At 45.3% G+C, this 15044-nt stretch carries 15 protein-coding genes; 11 read left to right on the top strand and 4 right to left on the bottom strand.

The features are described from left to right. The first annotated feature begins 124 nt into the window (after positions 1–124). The 10 genes from agaR (SNR28_RS07010) (at position 125) to SNR28_RS06965 (ending at position 9200) form a co-directional block, all read left to right on the top strand. Positions 125–892, top strand: coding sequence for a transcriptional repressor AgaR (gene agaR, locus SNR28_RS07010; RefSeq protein ID WP_375748496.1), 768 nt, complete (start codon positions 125–127; stop codon positions 890–892). A gap of 367 nt (positions 893–1259) precedes the next feature. Further along, positions 1260–2036 (top strand): transcriptional repressor AgaR, encoded by a 777-nt coding sequence (gene agaR, locus SNR28_RS07005; RefSeq protein WP_375748495.1) that lies wholly within the window; start codon positions 1260–1262, stop codon positions 2034–2036. 9 nt (positions 2037–2045) lie between these two features. After that, complete coding sequence (locus SNR28_RS07000; RefSeq protein ID WP_375748494.1) at positions 2046–3347, top strand: D-tagatose-bisphosphate aldolase, class II, non-catalytic subunit; 1302 nt, start codon at positions 2046–2048, stop codon at positions 3345–3347. Positions 3348–3349: 2 nt separating this feature from the next. Then, on the top strand, positions 3350–4513 hold the full coding sequence (locus tag SNR28_RS06995) for an SIS domain-containing protein (protein WP_375748493.1): 1164 nt from the start codon (positions 3350–3352) through the stop codon (positions 4511–4513). Between the two features lie 24 nt (positions 4514–4537). Then, positions 4538–5011 (top strand): PTS N-acetylgalactosamine transporter subunit IIB, encoded by a 474-nt coding sequence (gene agaV, locus SNR28_RS06990; protein WP_375748492.1) that lies wholly within the window; start codon positions 4538–4540, stop codon positions 5009–5011. A 17-nt stretch (positions 5012–5028) separates the two neighbouring features. Beyond that, positions 5029–5805: a PTS N-acetylgalactosamine transporter subunit IIC gene (gene agaW, locus SNR28_RS06985; protein ID WP_375748491.1), complete on the top strand. Its 777-nt coding sequence runs from the start codon at positions 5029–5031 to the stop codon at positions 5803–5805. Beyond that, positions 5795–6679, top strand: coding sequence for a PTS N-acetylgalactosamine transporter subunit IID (agaE, locus tag SNR28_RS06980; protein ID WP_375748490.1), 885 nt, complete (start codon positions 5795–5797; stop codon positions 6677–6679). Before agaW ends, agaE begins: the two co-directional genes overlap by 11 nt. A gap of 61 nt (positions 6680–6740) precedes the next feature. Further along, complete coding sequence (gene agaF, locus SNR28_RS06975) at positions 6741–7175, top strand: PTS galactosamine/N-acetylgalactosamine transporter subunit IIA (RefSeq protein WP_375748489.1); 435 nt, start codon at positions 6741–6743, stop codon at positions 7173–7175. After that, positions 7165–8355: an N-acetylglucosamine-6-phosphate deacetylase gene (gene nagA / locus SNR28_RS06970; protein WP_375749912.1), complete on the top strand. Its 1191-nt coding sequence runs from the start codon at positions 7165–7167 to the stop codon at positions 8353–8355. The genes agaF and nagA overlap by 11 nt, the downstream gene beginning before the upstream one ends. Next, on the top strand, positions 8346–9200 hold the full coding sequence (locus SNR28_RS06965) for a tagatose bisphosphate family class II aldolase (RefSeq protein ID WP_375748488.1): 855 nt from the start codon (positions 8346–8348) through the stop codon (positions 9198–9200). Before nagA ends, SNR28_RS06965 begins: the two co-directional genes overlap by 10 nt. Positions 9201–9282: 82 nt before the next feature. Here SNR28_RS06965 and SNR28_RS06960 read toward each other — a convergent pair whose 3' ends face one another. The 4 genes from SNR28_RS06960 to glgX all read right to left on the bottom strand — a co-directional run bounded on the left by SNR28_RS06960 (position 9283) and on the right by glgX (position 13251). Continuing rightward, positions 9283–9966, bottom strand: coding sequence for an endonuclease III domain-containing protein (locus SNR28_RS06960; RefSeq protein WP_375748487.1), 684 nt, complete (start codon positions 9964–9966; stop codon positions 9283–9285). Positions 9967–9982: 16 nt separating this feature from the next. Further along, on the bottom strand, positions 9983–10792 hold the full coding sequence (locus SNR28_RS06955; RefSeq protein ID WP_375748486.1) for an SDR family NAD(P)-dependent oxidoreductase: 810 nt from the start codon (positions 10790–10792) through the stop codon (positions 9983–9985). A 131-nt stretch (positions 10793–10923) separates the two neighbouring features. After that, entirely contained in the window at positions 10924–11118 is a 195-nt protein-coding gene (locus SNR28_RS06950; protein ID WP_375748485.1) for a hypothetical protein, read from the bottom strand. Positions 11119–11286: 168 nt separating this feature from the next. Next, entirely contained in the window at positions 11287–13251 is a 1965-nt protein-coding gene (gene glgX / locus SNR28_RS06945; protein WP_375748484.1) for a glycogen debranching protein GlgX, read from the bottom strand. Positions 13252–13686: 435 nt separating this feature from the next. On the opposite strand from glgX, the gene SNR28_RS06940 reads away from it, so the two are divergent. Continuing rightward, on the top strand, positions 13687–14952 hold the full coding sequence (locus tag SNR28_RS06940) for a carbohydrate porin (protein WP_375748483.1): 1266 nt from the start codon (positions 13687–13689) through the stop codon (positions 14950–14952). The last annotated feature ends 92 nt before the right edge of the window (positions 14953–15044 follow it).

Genomic DNA, 15044 nt, shown 5'->3' with positions numbered 1-15044 from the left:
GGTTTTCATCCATATAAAGATAGTTGCCATTCTGGTTACACAGCCCTGTTCGAATTGGAGCTTGCAACTTAACGAATAAAAGCAAAAAATGTCTTTATATAAGAATGATATCTAACAGAAAACTATGACTAAAACAGCCCAGCGTCGTGAAGAAATTCTTGAAACTATCCAGACTTCAGGAATAGGTAATGTTGAATATTTCGCCGAGAAATATCAGGTTTCCAGCGTGACCATTCGTAACGATCTTAACGAACTGGAAAAGCGGGGCTGCGTGGTGCGTTGTTATGGTGGTGCCACAATCAATAAGAACTTTGCGTTTGATCGCTCTCTAAAAGAGAAAGGACAAATACGCGCAGATGTAAAACTGAAGATTGCTAAAAAAGCGGAAGAGCTTATTGATGATGGTGACAATATCATCCTCGACTCCGGTTCTACGACAGAAAAAATTGCTCAGCAACTTAAATCAGACAAGCAGTTGGTGGTGATGACCAATGCTATCAATATTGCTTACCACCTAACCAGTTTCGAAAATGTTGAAGTGATGGTCACAGGCGGAACAGTCCGAAAAAATGCTTTTTCTCTGCATGGTGAAAATGCAGAAGAACAACTTGGTAAGTACCGTTTTGACAAATTGTTTCTGGGTGTGGATGGTTTCGACCTTGATCTAGGTGTCACAACTCCGCACAAAGGTGAAGCGCTTGTCAACCGAGCGATGTGCAAAGTTGCGAAAACCGTTATTGCTGTCTGTGACTCATCTAAATTTGACCGTAAGAGTTTTTGTATTATTGCCACGTTAGAGGAAGTGGACGTATTGATAACTGATAATGGTATCCCTCTACATTATGTTGACGCTCTTAAGGCAAATAATATTGAGGTGATCATCGCAGAGTAACCCCTGTTTTTGGAGTGATGTATGTAAGTAGTATAACGCTCCTTTTGAGCTCAATTTATCAAAGTGTGATCTTGATCGTTCTGAATATCGAAATGCCTACTCATTCACCTCTTTTATTTCTTCTTTCACTTTAGTTATCAATAAATCCTTTGTTATTCACTGTTTAATGATTATTCGCTTTAAGTTACAAAATTGCGTTCTGCTTTCATTGTTAATGAAGTGAAAGGGTTTTTTCTTTCATTTTAGTGCCCAAAACCTTGTGATCTAGCCAACAATATTCATTCTGCCCTAATGATTTAATTCTCACCGAAAGAAAACGAAAGGTTTTCTTGTTCAGCGAAATAAACTGAAAAGTGTGAGTGAAAAAATGACAAGTGCAGAACGCAGACAAAAGATAATTGAGATTATCCATCAAAAAGGCGATGGCAAAGTCGACCAGTTCGCGTCGATGTTTAATGTGTCTGCGGTGACAATTCGTCACGACCTCAACCTCCTTGAACAACAAGGATGTGTGCATCGTTGCTACGGTGGAGCGACGCTCAATCCTAACTTTGCTTTCGACCAACCACTCCATCGCAAAGGGCTCCTCAACAAATCCGCGAAAGAGAAAATTGCCGCTTGTGCCGCAGCCCTGATTCATGACGGTGAAGCCGTCATTCTGGATTCTGGTTCTACGATTGGGCATATGCCCACTTATCTGAGCAAAAAGAAAGACCTGGTTGTGATGACCAATGCGCTCAATACCGCTCATCAATTAAGTGGTTTTAACAATGTTGATCTGTACGTAGTTGGTGGAAATCTTCGTCGTGCTTCCTTTTCATTGATGGGTGCTCAAGGCGTGCAACAGGTAAAGGAGTATCGGTTTGACAAACTTTTCCTGGGTGTTGACGGGTTTGATCTTGAAGCGGGAATTACGACACCTAATCAGGGTGAGGCGCAGGTAAACAGAGCGATGTGCGATGTTTCCCGTCAGGTGATTGCTGTTACGGACTCTAGCAAGTTTGGTCGCAAGAGCTTTTGCATGATTCGTTCAGTCGAGCAGATAGATACGCTGATTACAGATAGTCAGATACCAGAACACTATTACCAAACGCTAACCCAACTGGGTGTAGAAGTCATCATCGCTGACAAGATTACCTGTTAAGGACTAAAAATGAAGGTATTAACCAGTTTAATTAAAAAGCACAAACAGGGTGAGTCAGTGGGGATTTACTCTGTCTGCTCTGCAAACTCTTACGTTCTTGAAGCCGCAATGAAGCAAGCCATCAGGGATGAGCAGCTATTACTCATTGAGTCGACCTCCAATCAGGTTAACCAGTTTGGTGGGTACACAGGAATGACTCCTCAGTCGTTTGTTGATTATGTTTATGAGTTAGCGGAAGACAACGGATTAAATCTGGATAAGTTGATTCTTGGGGGCGATCACCTGGGTCCTAACTGCTGGCAGAGTTTGAACGCCGATGAAGCGATGGAGAGATCAGAAACCTTAATCCACGACTACATCGCCGCTGGATTTCGAAAGATTCATCTTGACTGCTCGATGTCGTGCAAAGGTGATCCTGTTCCTTTAAGTGACGCCATTGTTGCTGAGCGGGCGGCAAGACTTTGTCTTGTAGCTGAAAAGGCATGGCAATCCGTTGGTGGTGAAGCGCCTGTTTATATCGTAGGAACTGAAGTACCCGTTCCCGGTGGTGCACAGGAATCTCTGGATGAAGGTGTGGAAGTTACCTCTCCTGAAGCGGCACAGCAGACTATTCGCGTTCACAAAGAGGCGTTTGATGCGGTAGGACTTACGCTAGCCTGGGATCGTGTCATTGGTCTGGTTGTTCAACCGGGTGTTGAGTTTGACCATCACAACGTCATTCGGTATCAGGCGGAGAAAGCACAACCTCTGTCAGAAATGATTGAACAGTATCCGAACATGGTGTTTGAAGCTCACTCGACAGACTATCAGGTCGCTGAGGTGTATCAGTCGTTGGTGAGGGACCACTTTGCCATTCTTAAAGTCGGGCCGGCACTGACGTTTGCGCTACGTGAAGCCTTGTTTGCTTTGGATGCCATAGAGAAAGAGTGGTGTGGTCCGGGAGAAGCGTCTCATCTGAGAGCGACGCTTGATCAGGTGATGTATGAGAACAGAGACTATTGGCATTCTTACTACAAAGAGAAAGGACGTCAGCAATATCTGGACTGCTCCTATAGCCTTAGCGACCGCGTTCGGTACTACTGGCCACACCCAGAAGTGGAAAAGGCGTGTGACAAACTTATTCAAAACCTCACGGAGCGTCCTGCACCTGTCACCTTGATCAGCCAGTACATGGCTAATCAGGCCAAAGCGGTGATGGAGGGAGCTATCAAAAATAATCCAAAAGATTTAATCATTCACAAAGTAATGGAAGTTACTGAACTATACGCACGCGCTTGTTCTCCCGAAAAGTCGCCAGCGTTGGAGTACTAAACATGAGCAGTTATTTGGGATACGACAAAACCTGGCTTGTCGAAAAAAATGCCATTCATACCGCCAGGGAGATCGCTCAACAACCAGAGCTATGGCGAGAGCTTGTTGATATTTTGTTTGGCAAACAGGATGAGATTAGCCGTTTTATGAAGCCACTACGGGAAGATTCGACTCTTCGAATTATTCTGACGGGTGCGGGAACGTCCGCATTTGCAGGTGATGCGGTTGTTCCTTTCTTGCAGCACAACAATGACTTTTGTGTAGAGGCGATCGCTTCGACAGATATTGTTTCCAATCCGGAGCAATACTTAGATCCTGAGCGCACAACCCTGGTTGTTTCATTTGCTCGTTCGGGGAACAGCCCGGAAAGTGTGGCTGCGGTGGAGCTGGCAAGTCAGGTTGTACCTAATTGCTACCATCTTTTCCTTACTTGTAACGGGGAAGGCCAGCTAGCAAAGCATGCGCAAAAAGATGAAAGAGCGCTTTGCATACTGATGCCAGAGCGTTCAAACGACAAAAGCTTTGCTATGACATCCAGCTTTAGCTGCATGACGATGGCGTCACTTGCAATTCTGGGTGCAGATGACCTCACTGCATTCGCTCTAAATGCAGAGAGTTGTGCGACCCGTTGCGAAAATCTTATCGGTTCGTGGCCATCAAAAATCGATGAACTGACCGATCTTCCATACCAGCGTCTAGTTGTGTTAGGGAATGGAGGATTTTCCGGTTTGGCTCGTGAAGCTGCACTTAAATCGCTAGAGCTTAGTGCTGGTCGCGTTATGACGGCATTTGATTCGCCATTAGGTTTCCGTCATGGACCTAAATTTATTATCGACAACACCTCATTAGTCATTCAGTTCTTCTCAAGTGACGCGTATTCCCGAAAGTACGACATCGACTTGCATGATGAGATTGCCAACGACAAACAAGTGCTTGCTCAGGTTGCGCTGACCTCTGAAAGTTTTCACGCCAGCAGTGCCATTGAACTTGGTTGCGATGAACTTGAAGAACAATGGTTGTTGTTCCCGTATATCGTATTTGCCCAGATGCTTGCCCTCGGAAAGTCTCTGAAACTGGGCCTCACCCCTGATAATCCATGCCCGACCGGAGAGGTTAACCGCGTGGTTCAAGGGGTCACCATTCATACCTACAACAAAAATAAGTAACTGATTTAACGAGAGATAAAACATATGCCAAATATAGTACTTAGCAGAATCGATGAGCGACTGGTTCACGGGCAGGTGGGTGTCCAGTGGGTAGGCTTTGCAGGCGCAAACATTGTTGTTGTAGCCAATGATGCAGTTGCCGAGGATCAAATTCAGCAAAATCTGATGGAAATGGTATTAGCAGAAGGGATTGCAATTCGCTTCTGGTCTGTTCAGAAAACCATCGACACGATTCACAAAGCGGCAGACCGTCAGAAAATTCTGCTTGTCTGCAACTCTCCGTCTGATTTTCGAAAGCTGGTTGAAGGTGGTGTGCCTATCTCACAGATAAATGTGGGGAATATGCACTATGCCAAAGGAAAAACGCAGATTTCGAAGACTGTGTCTGTTGATGCAACAGATGTGGACGACTTTAACACACTAAAAGCACTCGGTGTTTCCTGTACCGTGCAGGGCGTGCCTACAGAAAGTGCTACCGACATCTTTACTCTACTTTAATCCTTAAGGAGCAAAACATGGAAATAGGCATTTTACAGGCAGCAATGCTTGGCGTTCTTGCCTTCTTTGCTGGTCTGGATCTATTCAATGGTCTGACCCACTTTCACCGCCCGGTTGTATTGGGGCCTTTGGTTGGTCTGATCCTTGGTGACCTTAACACTGGTATTTTGGTTGGCGGTACTCTGGAACTCATCTGGATGGGACTGGCTCCACTGGCCGGTGCTCAGCCACCAAACGTAATCATAGGTACGATTGTAGGTACTACCTTTGCGATTACTACTGGTGTCGAACCAAATGTCGCTGTGGGTATAGCCGTACCTTTTGCCGTCGCAGTTCAGATGGGTATCACTCTACTTTTCTCTGCCATGTCTGCAGTGATGTCCCGTTGTGATGAATACGCTGAAAATGCGGATACTGACGGCATTGAACGAGTTAACTACTTCGCTCTAGCTGTGCTAGGTACGTTCTATTTCTTGTGTGCCTTCCTGCCAATCTACCTTGGTGCTGAGCATGCAGGAGCAATTGTTGAAAAGCTACCGAAAGACCTGATTGATGGACTGGGTGTTGCGGGTGGCATCATGCCAGCTATCGGTTTTGCCGTACTGATGAAGATCATGATGAAGAATGTGTATATCCCTTACTTCATCTTAGGCTTTGTTGCCGCTGCATGGCTTGAACTGCCTATTCTGGCAATTGCTGCTGCCGTAACTGCGATGGCAATCATTGACTATATGCGTAAACCAGAACCTGCTCCGGCAACTGCTTCAGCTGAGGAACTTAACGATGGAATCTAATGTAAGTAACGAACTAGACCTGCGTCAGACCAATACCCGTGTTCAGCCGGCTCCGGGTGTCGCGAATGATGAGTACGAAAACAAAGAAATTGGTGCGGAACTGACGAAGTCAGATATCAACAAGATGGCTTGGCGTTCACTTCTTCTTCAGGCGTCGTTTAACTATGAACGTATGCAAGCATCAGGTTGGTTGTATGGCATCTTGCCAGCGCTTAAGAAAATCCACCCGAATCAGGCGGATCTGTCTAAAGCGATGAAAGGGCACATGGGTTTCTTTAATACCCACCCGTTCCTGGTGACGTTTGTAATGGGTATTGTGCTGGCGATGGAGCGCTCAAAGCAGAACATCAACAGTATTCAGAGCACTAAGATTGCGGTTGGTGCACCTATGGGAGGCATTGGTGACGCTATGTTCTGGCTAACGCTACTACCTATCTGTGGTGGTATTGGTGCAGACCTCGCGTTGCAGGGATCCATTATGGGCGCGGTGTTCTTCATGGTTCTGTTTAATGTTGTGCATTTCGGTCTTCGTTTCGGTCTCGCTCACTACGCTTACCGCATGGGGGTAGCGGCAATACCGGTTATTAAGGCTAACACCAAGAAGGTGGGGCACGCTGCTTCCATGGTGGGTATGACCGTTATCGGAGCGCTGGTTGCTACTTACGTCAGACTTGCTACGACAGCAGAGATCACCGCAGGTGATGCAGTGGTGAAACTTCAGGCTGATGTTATCGACAAACTAATGCCGGCATTCCTGCCGCTGGTTTATACCTTGTTTATGTTTGCACTGGTTAAGCGTGGCTGGAGTCCGTTACGCCTTATCGCAATCACAATGACACTGGGTGTTGTCGGAAGATTTGCCGGCTTCCTATAAGCCCTTAGCTAACAGTAAGTAAAGGAGCCGGGTAACCCGGCTCCGCATAAGGAACACGAAGATGTTGACAGTAATACTATCCGGCCATGGTGGCTTTGCTACCGGACTTGAAAAAGCGATCAATCAAATTATCGGCGAACAAGAGCAATTCAGAGCCATTGATTTCCCGCCAGAAGCGACAACGCCAGAGCTGGAACAGTCTATGCGCACAGCATTAACTGAGCTGCATAGCGATGATGGCGTGGTATTTATGACCGACCTATTGGGAGGGACACCTTTCCGCTCTGCATCCTTGCTTAGCCAGGAGCACGACAATATGGAAGTCATCGCAGGTACGAATCTTCAGATGGCTGCGGAAATGCTCTTGGATAGAGATGATTTAACGGCCCGGGAGTTTGTAAAACAAGCCCTCGAATGTGGCCATAGAGGAATAACAAGCCTCTCGGAACAGCTGGCAAGCTCAGCAAAACAGGAAACGGCAGATGATGGCATCTGAGCATCAACATATTAAAGCCTCACAAGCGCTTATCGGTTCCGAACTGCGTCAAAACGTGGTGCTTGTGATTAATAAACTTGGCGTTATCGAGCAAATTCTAGAGGCTGATGATTGTAGCGAGCCTTGTATCGAACTGCAGAGCTGCACATTAATGCCGGGGATGATCGACACTCATGTTCATGGTGCTCTGGGTTGTGATGTCATGGACGCTAAACATGAGAGTCTTGAGGTGATGTCTCAGTACTTTGCATCAAAAGGCGTAACAGGGTTTGTGGCGACCACGGTGACAGCACCGGTAAATGAAATAAAAGAAGTGTTGATGCAGATTGGCAAAAGTAAACGCAAGGGCGTGAGTGGTGCCTGTCTGCTTGGAGCGTATCTGGAAGGGCCTTATTTTACTGCGAAAAACAAAGGGGCTCATTCTGAAGCGTTGTTTCGTGAACTGGATACGCAGGAGCTTGATAGTTGGATTTCTTATTCAGACGGTAGCTTGCTTACGGTCGCACTTGCACCAGAGAAGAACGATGCCCGGAAGGCAATAAAACACCTTAAACACAACGGAATCCGAGTGATGTTAGGCCATACGGATGCTAACGCAGATCAGGTAAAAGCGGCCTTTGATGCAGGTGCCGATGGTTTGGTTCATTGCTACAACGGTATGCGAGGACTGCATCACAGAGATCCAGGTGTTGTCGGTGTGGGCCTATGCGAGCCAAACAGTTACATCGAGCTAATTGCAGACGGACACCATGTCCATCCGGTCGCAGTAGATGTTGCACACCGTTGTTGTCGTGAACGGTTGATGCCAGTAACCGACGCGATGCAGGCGGCTGGAATGCCCGATGGGCAATATGCCCTGTGCGGTAATCCTGTACATGTGGAAGCTGGAATCGCCAGAACAGAAGCGGGTGGGCTGGCAGGAAGCACGCTCACCATGATTGATGCAGTAAAGAACTTAGCAGATTGGCTGAGAATACCCTTTGAGCAGTGCTGGATGTTGGCGTCTCTGACTCCAGCCAGGTTTTTGGGAATAGATGATAGCTATGGTTCGTTAGAAGTCGGTAAAAAGGCTTCGATGGTAGCGGTAGCAGATGACAAACAAATTTTGAATACATGGGTTGATGGTAAACAGGTTTTTGCCGCCAACAGAAATACTTTAGCGGAGGCAGTATGTATCTGATTTCTTCACGCGAAATGTTAAAGCGCGCTCAGGCTGGTGGTTACGCGGTACCAGCATTCAACATCCACAATCTGGAAACGGTACAGGTTGTTGTGGAAACCGCCTCAGAAATGGGTTCTCCGGTCATTCTGGCTGGTACTCCGGGTACATACAGTTATGCGGGCACAGATTACCTGGTGAGTATTTGTAAAGAAGCTGCACATAGACATTCTGTCCCGCTAGTGCTGCATCTGGATCATCACGAGTCACAGCAAGATATTGAACACAAAGTTCAGCATGGTATCCGCTCAGTTATGATCGATGGTTCTCATTATGCTTTTGAAGAAAACATCGCGTTGGTAAAGAGTGTGGTTCAATACTGTAATCGGTTTGATGCAAGCGTAGAGGCTGAGTTGGGCAGGTTGGGCGGTCAGGAGGATGATCTGATTGTCGATAGCGCAGACGCATTTATGACCGATCCAGCGTCAGCTGCGGATTTTGTGGGCTCAACAGGCGTAGATTCACTCGCAGTTGCTATCGGTACGGCTCATGGGATGTATAAATCAGAGCCAAAGCTGGACTTTGACAGGTTGAGTAAAATTCGCGAGCGTGTCGATATTCCTCTTGTTTTGCATGGTGCGTCTGGTGTGCCAGATGAAGCGGTTAGACGTTGTATTGATCTTGGAATATGCAAAGTGAACGTCGCGACTGAGTTGAAAATTGCCTTTGCAGACGCAGTGAAACAGCACTTCGCTGAGAATCCGGGAGCAAATGATCCTCGCAAATATATTGTTCCTGGCAAGGAAGCAATGAAGCAAGTGATTATGGACAAGATCCGTGTATGCGGTAGTGAAGGAAAAATATAATTCACCATTTAGTCTCCCCTATAGGCTTGGGTGAATTATCAGGAGGGCTTAGCCCTCCTAATCTCAATGTCAAACAACCCCGTTATTTAGTTATTTCTTTTTGAACGCATTTTTCCTCCAGTGGACAACCAGAACACTGGGGGATTTTTTTACAATACTGCTGAGCATGTTCAACCATAAGTCCATGATACTGAGCGTAAACATCTAGATCTTTTGCAAATGTACTTTCAAGCAGAGACTGAAAATCTTGATATTTCGTGGGCACATCTAAACCATATCTGGAAAAGATCCTGCGCGTGTAAGCATCTACCACAAAAGAAGGCTTTTTGATTGCGTAAACAAGAATGGCATCCGCAGTTTCATTTCCAACACCATTGATATCGAGAAGCTCTTGTCTAAGTAGGGATGCCTCTTCTTTGCGAACCTGCTCAATCTGAAAATTGTACTTGCAGTACCACTGTACCAGTGACTTTAGTTTCTTTGCTTTCTGATTGTAGTAGCCGGAAGGGCGAATTTTTTCAGCAAGCTCAGGCTCCGGCATGTTAGTAATGCTGAGAGGGTTAAGTTCATCACCGAGATTTTTAAGTGCCTTCTCAACATTGGTCCATGCGGTATTTTGTACCAGAATAGCACCGACCATGACCTCAAAGGGTTTGTGGTCTTGCCACCAATGAAGCGGACCGAAATGTGCATCCAATTGGCTGAAAACATCCCTGATTATCTGCCTTTGGGCACGGGTTGGAGAGGCTTGCTTCGTTGTTGTCATAGATATTCTTAAAAAACTATAGTGTTTTTTCTTCTAAGATTTTCTCTATGGCCTGAACAAGTGCTTTATTTTTGTCATCGTTTAACGCATCAGGGTGTGGCTGTGCAAACTGTCTTGCGTCATTGTCGTAATATTTGCCCGAAGCATTAGAAAACTCATCAGACAGTGCAGCTCTGAAAAGAATATCAGCACCGATACGCAAGTCACCACCACTAACGCCGTAAGCTTCTTTCACCATCTTACTTCCCAGCATTGAAGCGGGATTTACAGCAATGACGGAAGGACCGTTGTCTGCAAATGTCTTTGCCATGTGGCGCGACCACATAGTGATTGCGAGTTTGCTTTGGGCATATACCATTCCGTCTGACTGTGAACTCGGCGCAGAAAGGGCAACAGGATCTATAGAGGCTTGAGCTGCTGAAGAGAGGTTAACCACTCGACCTGATGGACCAAGCAGGTGAGCAAGCCTCTGTGTTAGCAAGTAAGGAGAGAGGGTATTCACGACAAAACGCGCGTCCAAACCATCTTGAGTTACTGGGTTTGAAATGTTGTAAACACCAGCATTGTTGATGATCACATCCAAACTTTGATGATCGGCCGCAATTGCAACTATCAGTGCTTCGACATCTGCAATTCTCGATAGGTCAGAGATGTAACTTTTTACTTTACCTTCACCTGCAATCTTTGACAGCTGTTCTTGTACGGCCTGCAATTTAGCAGGGTTTCGACCATGAATCAGTACGTGGTGGCCCTCTGCAACCAGCATTTTTGAGGTTTCAAGGCCTATTCCGTCAGTAGCTCCGGTAACAAGAATGGTTTTTTGCATTGTGAATGTCCTTTGGTTGGAAATCTGTATGCGTATAGATTAACAGACGTACTTCCGTTGATAATCAGACAAAATAAGAAAAGAGTTTATAGATATGGATGAGAATCGAACCGAAGAGTGAGTGTTGATGGCTATTGCTTGTCATCAAACTCACCGCCATCATCGGATTCAGTAAAGCTATTATTTTCGCAACAAGGGCATGATGGGAGGATAAAATTATCTCTGACAACAACGATAGCGAAATGGCATTGGGTGCAAATGTAGACTCCAATACCGGGTATTTCCCCTGAGTGATGAGTTCCACTGTTTGAGTTTTTGTCTTCCATGACTTCCCTCTTAAAATGAGTGCTCTAAAAAATAGTGCACTTAAAATATAGTTGGTTTACACGTACTTGGTTAAAAATATTTTGGATAAATGCCTAAATATTAATCATTTTTCGTGTAAAAAAGCTTTTGCTTATATAAACGGGCTCCGGGAAGCCCGTTTTAGAGTACTAACAGCTTTTTCCTTCAGCATGCAAAATGGCCAGAGACATTGGTGCCAATAGCATCTCTTTATCTACCATCTGATGAGAAACATCGCGAAGGTTGGTATCGCAAATCGTCTCCCATTTCTGACCTTTGTCTGACGGTAAGATGAAATGGGCTGGTGCATTTGATTGGTTTATCAGATAAATCAACTCATTACCGTTTTTATCAATGCCAAGGTGAAGTGCGACGGAGTTCAACTGATTCCAGTCGTCGTGCTCCATATGCTCTCCGTCTGGTCTTCGCCAGCCAACGCGGTTTTGATTGCGTTGCTCTCCACTAAAGGCGATGACGAATGGGGTCATATATTTAGCGCGAGCTTGTACAAGATCGCTAAGCCAGCTTCTGAAGTGCTCTTTTCGATCGGTATGTGACCAGTTCAGCCAACTAAGATCATTGTCCTGACAATAGGCGTTGTTATTGCCCTTTTGCGAGTGAGAAAGGATATCCGCAGTCAGAATGTGCGGTATACCGAAGGCAAACAACAAACTAGCCAGGAAGTTTCGTTTTTGCTTCTCCCGGATGGCTTTAATAAGCATGTTGTCGGTTTCACCTTCAACACCATAGTTGTCAGAGCGATTGTCTCCGTGACCATCATGGTTGTTTTCACCATTAGCTTCATTGTGCTTGTGACGATAAGAGACTAAATCCTGCAGAGTAAAACCATCATGATAAGTGATGTAGTTCACTGTGAGTTTATGAGGCCAGCGGCTTGCACTATAAATATCGCGAGAGCCCATCAGACGTGTAGCAAACTCTTTTAGATAGCCTTGATCCCCTCGCCAGAAGCTTCGGGTAATATCGCGGAACTTATCGTTGCACTCGTTCCAGCCATCAGGGAAGCCACCAACCTGATATCCATTAGGGCCAATGTCCCAGGGTTCAGCAATCAGCTTAACTTCTTTAAGTGATGGGTCTTGTGCAACTGCTTTAAAGAATGGTGAGTGGTAATTGTAGTTGTCTCCGTCGCGTCCTAATGTTGCCGCCAGGTCAAAACGGAAGCCGTCAATTTTAAACTCATTTACCCAGTACCTCAGAGAATCCATCACCAGATTAAGTGTTGGCTGGTGCATCAGGTTCATCGTGTTACCAGTACCCGCATAGTTTGCGAAGTTCTCGCCATGCATGATGTAGTAACTTGGATCCAGAGCTTTCAAGTTGAATACAGGACCACCGTTGCCACCTTCAGCCGTATGGTTGTAAACCACATCAAGAATCACCTCTATGCCATTACGGTGCAGTTCTCGGACAGCCGTTTTAAATTCAGTTACCGCGTCGTCTTTGGCATACCTTGGGTCAGGAACCATGAATAAGTATGGGTTATATCCCCAATAGTTGACTTTGTTCATTTTCAACAGATGAGGCTCGTGCATACAGGCAGCGATTGGCAGCAACTGAATAGAGGTGATGTTCTGCTCTTTATAAAACTTAAGCATGGCATCACTCACCAGACCAAGGTAACGTCCTTGTCTGGAAGGTGGAATCTCTGGGTTGAGTTTACTTACCCCTTTTACATGGGTTTCGAACAGAACCATCTCTTCACGTGGAATTCTTGGTGGCTCTGTACCTTGCCAGTCAAACTGGTCGTCGATAACGACACATTTGGACATTTGCCATGTTTTTTTATTGCTGAAAGGAAGAGAGTAATCGAGAGGTTTGTCTAATGATTTGGCGTAAGGATCGGATAACAGGTGCTGGCCTTCATCGGTTTCGATGACATAACCATACTTCTGGCCTGCTTTTATTTTTTCTATATAGATATGTCTGTTACCAGCGTAATTTTCTACCAGAGGATAGAGGTCGTACTCTTTATCGCTTTTAAACAAGGCGAGTGAGATATCCAGACAGTTGGGCGCGTATATGGAAAAATTACAGCCTTCACTATCCAGAGTTGCTCCCAGTGGATAGGGGCGTGAGCGCTTTTTATTCATTTCTAAATTCTATTATTTAATTTTTCGAAGCTTCTGAACTTAAAGTTAATAGTCTTGTCCTATAAAGGCAACATCCTTAGATTCAATTTTTCGACAATTTTTAAATTAGTTGTTATACCGCAAAAATGGTGAAACTTTGATGACAGTAACATTTTGTAGCTCGAATTTCTTGGGTTTCCCCCATCTCTCCACCCTAAATAAGTGACATCGCCAACAATTTTACATTAGGGAGGAATTACTCCTCCTTTCTACTCCCCCCAAAATTAATTGAGGGTGGAGGAAGTCATCCCGGCTTATCTTTTCTAACATTGTCTCCGTTGAAACAAACCAAGGGCTCGTCCCTAACCTATCTCTTCTTCTCTGGTGGATTTGAACTGCCTTCAACATCAGGAAAGAGAGTAAGGAAAAATAAAATTACCCTTAATGGAGTTAAGAATGAAAAGAGTAAGTATTATTGCTGCAGCAGTGGCGACAGCGTTAACTACCGGTGTGGCTTTCGCGGAAGAAAAAGCCGAAATGACATCTGATGGTTGGTCAGTAAACGGTTACATGTCTTCCAACGCCCGAGTTATTGACGGTGCATCTGCAGACACTGAGTTTGGTCGCCCAGATTACAAAACAGCAGGTACACACGGTAAGAGTACTAACCAAGTTGAATTTGTAATCAAGAAACATTCAGAGTATTCAAACGGTGTTTGGGCTGACTACGTAGTACGTAGTGAGTTTGGTAACGGTAACTCTTACGCTTACTCTTCCGATGGTGATCAGAAAGTATCTAATGATGACGGTTTTGCAGTAAAAGAAGCATTCGTTGAGTTAGGTGGTATCCTTGGTGACGAAACCTCTATCTGGGCTGGTCAACGTTATCTAAACCGTGCTGCTGGTATCCTTTCAGGTGAATTTTGGAAGCAGTCTTCAGGTGTAGGTGCTGGTATCCAGACTAAGCTTGCGGGTAAAACAGCAGGTATTGCGTATGTAATGGCTGATCCAGGTGACCTAGATACTATGATCCCTGATGCTGACCGTAAAACACTTTCATCTATCGACCTATATTACTACGGTATTGATGCTGGTATCGGTAGTATTGACCTAGATGTTAAGTTCGGTAACAAAGCTAATACTGATGAAGATGGTTTTGGTGCGTCTGTGACACTAAACAGCAGCTACTATGGTATGGACGGTTGGACTCAAACTGCTCTGGCGTATGGCTCTGGTGTGATGCAAAACCGTGGTGTTAACTTTGGTAACTGGTCAGGTGGTGATGACGACGCTGAATCTATTTTCTTTACTTCTTACGGTGTGATGAACGTAACTGAGAAGTTCCAGTTAGGTACAGAAGTTGTGTATATGGCTGCACTAGATAAACTATTCGGTGCCGAAGATCTGAAACGTTACATGGTGGCAGCTCGTCCATCATACAACTTAAACCAGAATGTTCGTTTAGAAGCGACAGTTTCTTACGGTCATGAAGAAGGTAAAGATGGATACTGGACTCGTTCTGGTGATGCGTTAGAAAGTGATATTTGGAACTTTGAAGTTGCAACAGCTTTCACTGTAAATGCTGACTACTTTGGTCGTCCACAAATCAAACCTTACGTGAGCTACATCGTAGCAGATGATGAAGCGAGTGCCGGCATCATCGGTATTGATAACGGTAAAGACCAGGTAGTTGTGGGTGTACACACTGAAATCTGGTTCTAATCGAACTAAAGTTAAAGGCAGCCCACGGGCTGCCTTTTTGGCTTCCCCCCCAATAAATAACAACCTATATAACAGCCTATAGTGAGGATAAA

The sequence above is a fragment of the Vibrio iocasae genome, from assembly GCF_042245395.1.
Taxonomy (GTDB): domain Bacteria; phylum Pseudomonadota; class Gammaproteobacteria; order Enterobacterales; family Vibrionaceae; genus Vibrio; species Vibrio iocasae.
This window is presented reverse-complemented; position numbering and strand designations above follow the sequence as displayed.

Coding starts and splice junctions, on each gene's coding strand:
- agaF (WP_375748489.1), top strand. CDS start 6,741: ATGTTGACAGTAATACTATCCGGCCATGGTGGCTTTGCTACCGGACTT.
- agaR (WP_375748496.1), top strand. CDS start 125: ATGACTAAAACAGCCCAGCGTCGTGAAGAAATTCTTGAAACTATCCAG.
- SNR28_RS06940 (WP_375748483.1), top strand. CDS start 13,687: ATGAAAAGAGTAAGTATTATTGCTGCAGCAGTGGCGACAGCGTTAACT.
- SNR28_RS07000 (WP_375748494.1), top strand. CDS start 2,046: ATGAAGGTATTAACCAGTTTAATTAAAAAGCACAAACAGGGTGAGTCA.
- SNR28_RS06995 (WP_375748493.1), top strand. CDS start 3,350: ATGAGCAGTTATTTGGGATACGACAAAACCTGGCTTGTCGAAAAAAAT.
- SNR28_RS06960 (WP_375748487.1), bottom strand. CDS start 9,966: ATGACAACAACGAAGCAAGCCTCTCCAACCCGTGCCCAAAGGCAGATA.
- SNR28_RS06950 (WP_375748485.1), bottom strand. CDS start 11,118: ATGGAAGACAAAAACTCAAACAGTGGAACTCATCACTCAGGGGAAATA.
- nagA (WP_375749912.1), top strand. CDS start 7,165: ATGGCATCTGAGCATCAACATATTAAAGCCTCACAAGCGCTTATCGGT.
- glgX (WP_375748484.1), bottom strand. CDS start 13,251: ATGAATAAAAAGCGCTCACGCCCCTATCCACTGGGAGCAACTCTGGAT.
- agaW (WP_375748491.1), top strand. CDS start 5,029: ATGGAAATAGGCATTTTACAGGCAGCAATGCTTGGCGTTCTTGCCTTC.
- SNR28_RS06965 (WP_375748488.1), top strand. CDS start 8,346: ATGTATCTGATTTCTTCACGCGAAATGTTAAAGCGCGCTCAGGCTGGT.
- SNR28_RS06955 (WP_375748486.1), bottom strand. CDS start 10,792: ATGCAAAAAACCATTCTTGTTACCGGAGCTACTGACGGAATAGGCCTT.
- agaE (WP_375748490.1), top strand. CDS start 5,795: ATGGAATCTAATGTAAGTAACGAACTAGACCTGCGTCAGACCAATACC.
- agaR (WP_375748495.1), top strand. CDS start 1,260: ATGACAAGTGCAGAACGCAGACAAAAGATAATTGAGATTATCCATCAA.
- agaV (WP_375748492.1), top strand. CDS start 4,538: ATGCCAAATATAGTACTTAGCAGAATCGATGAGCGACTGGTTCACGGG.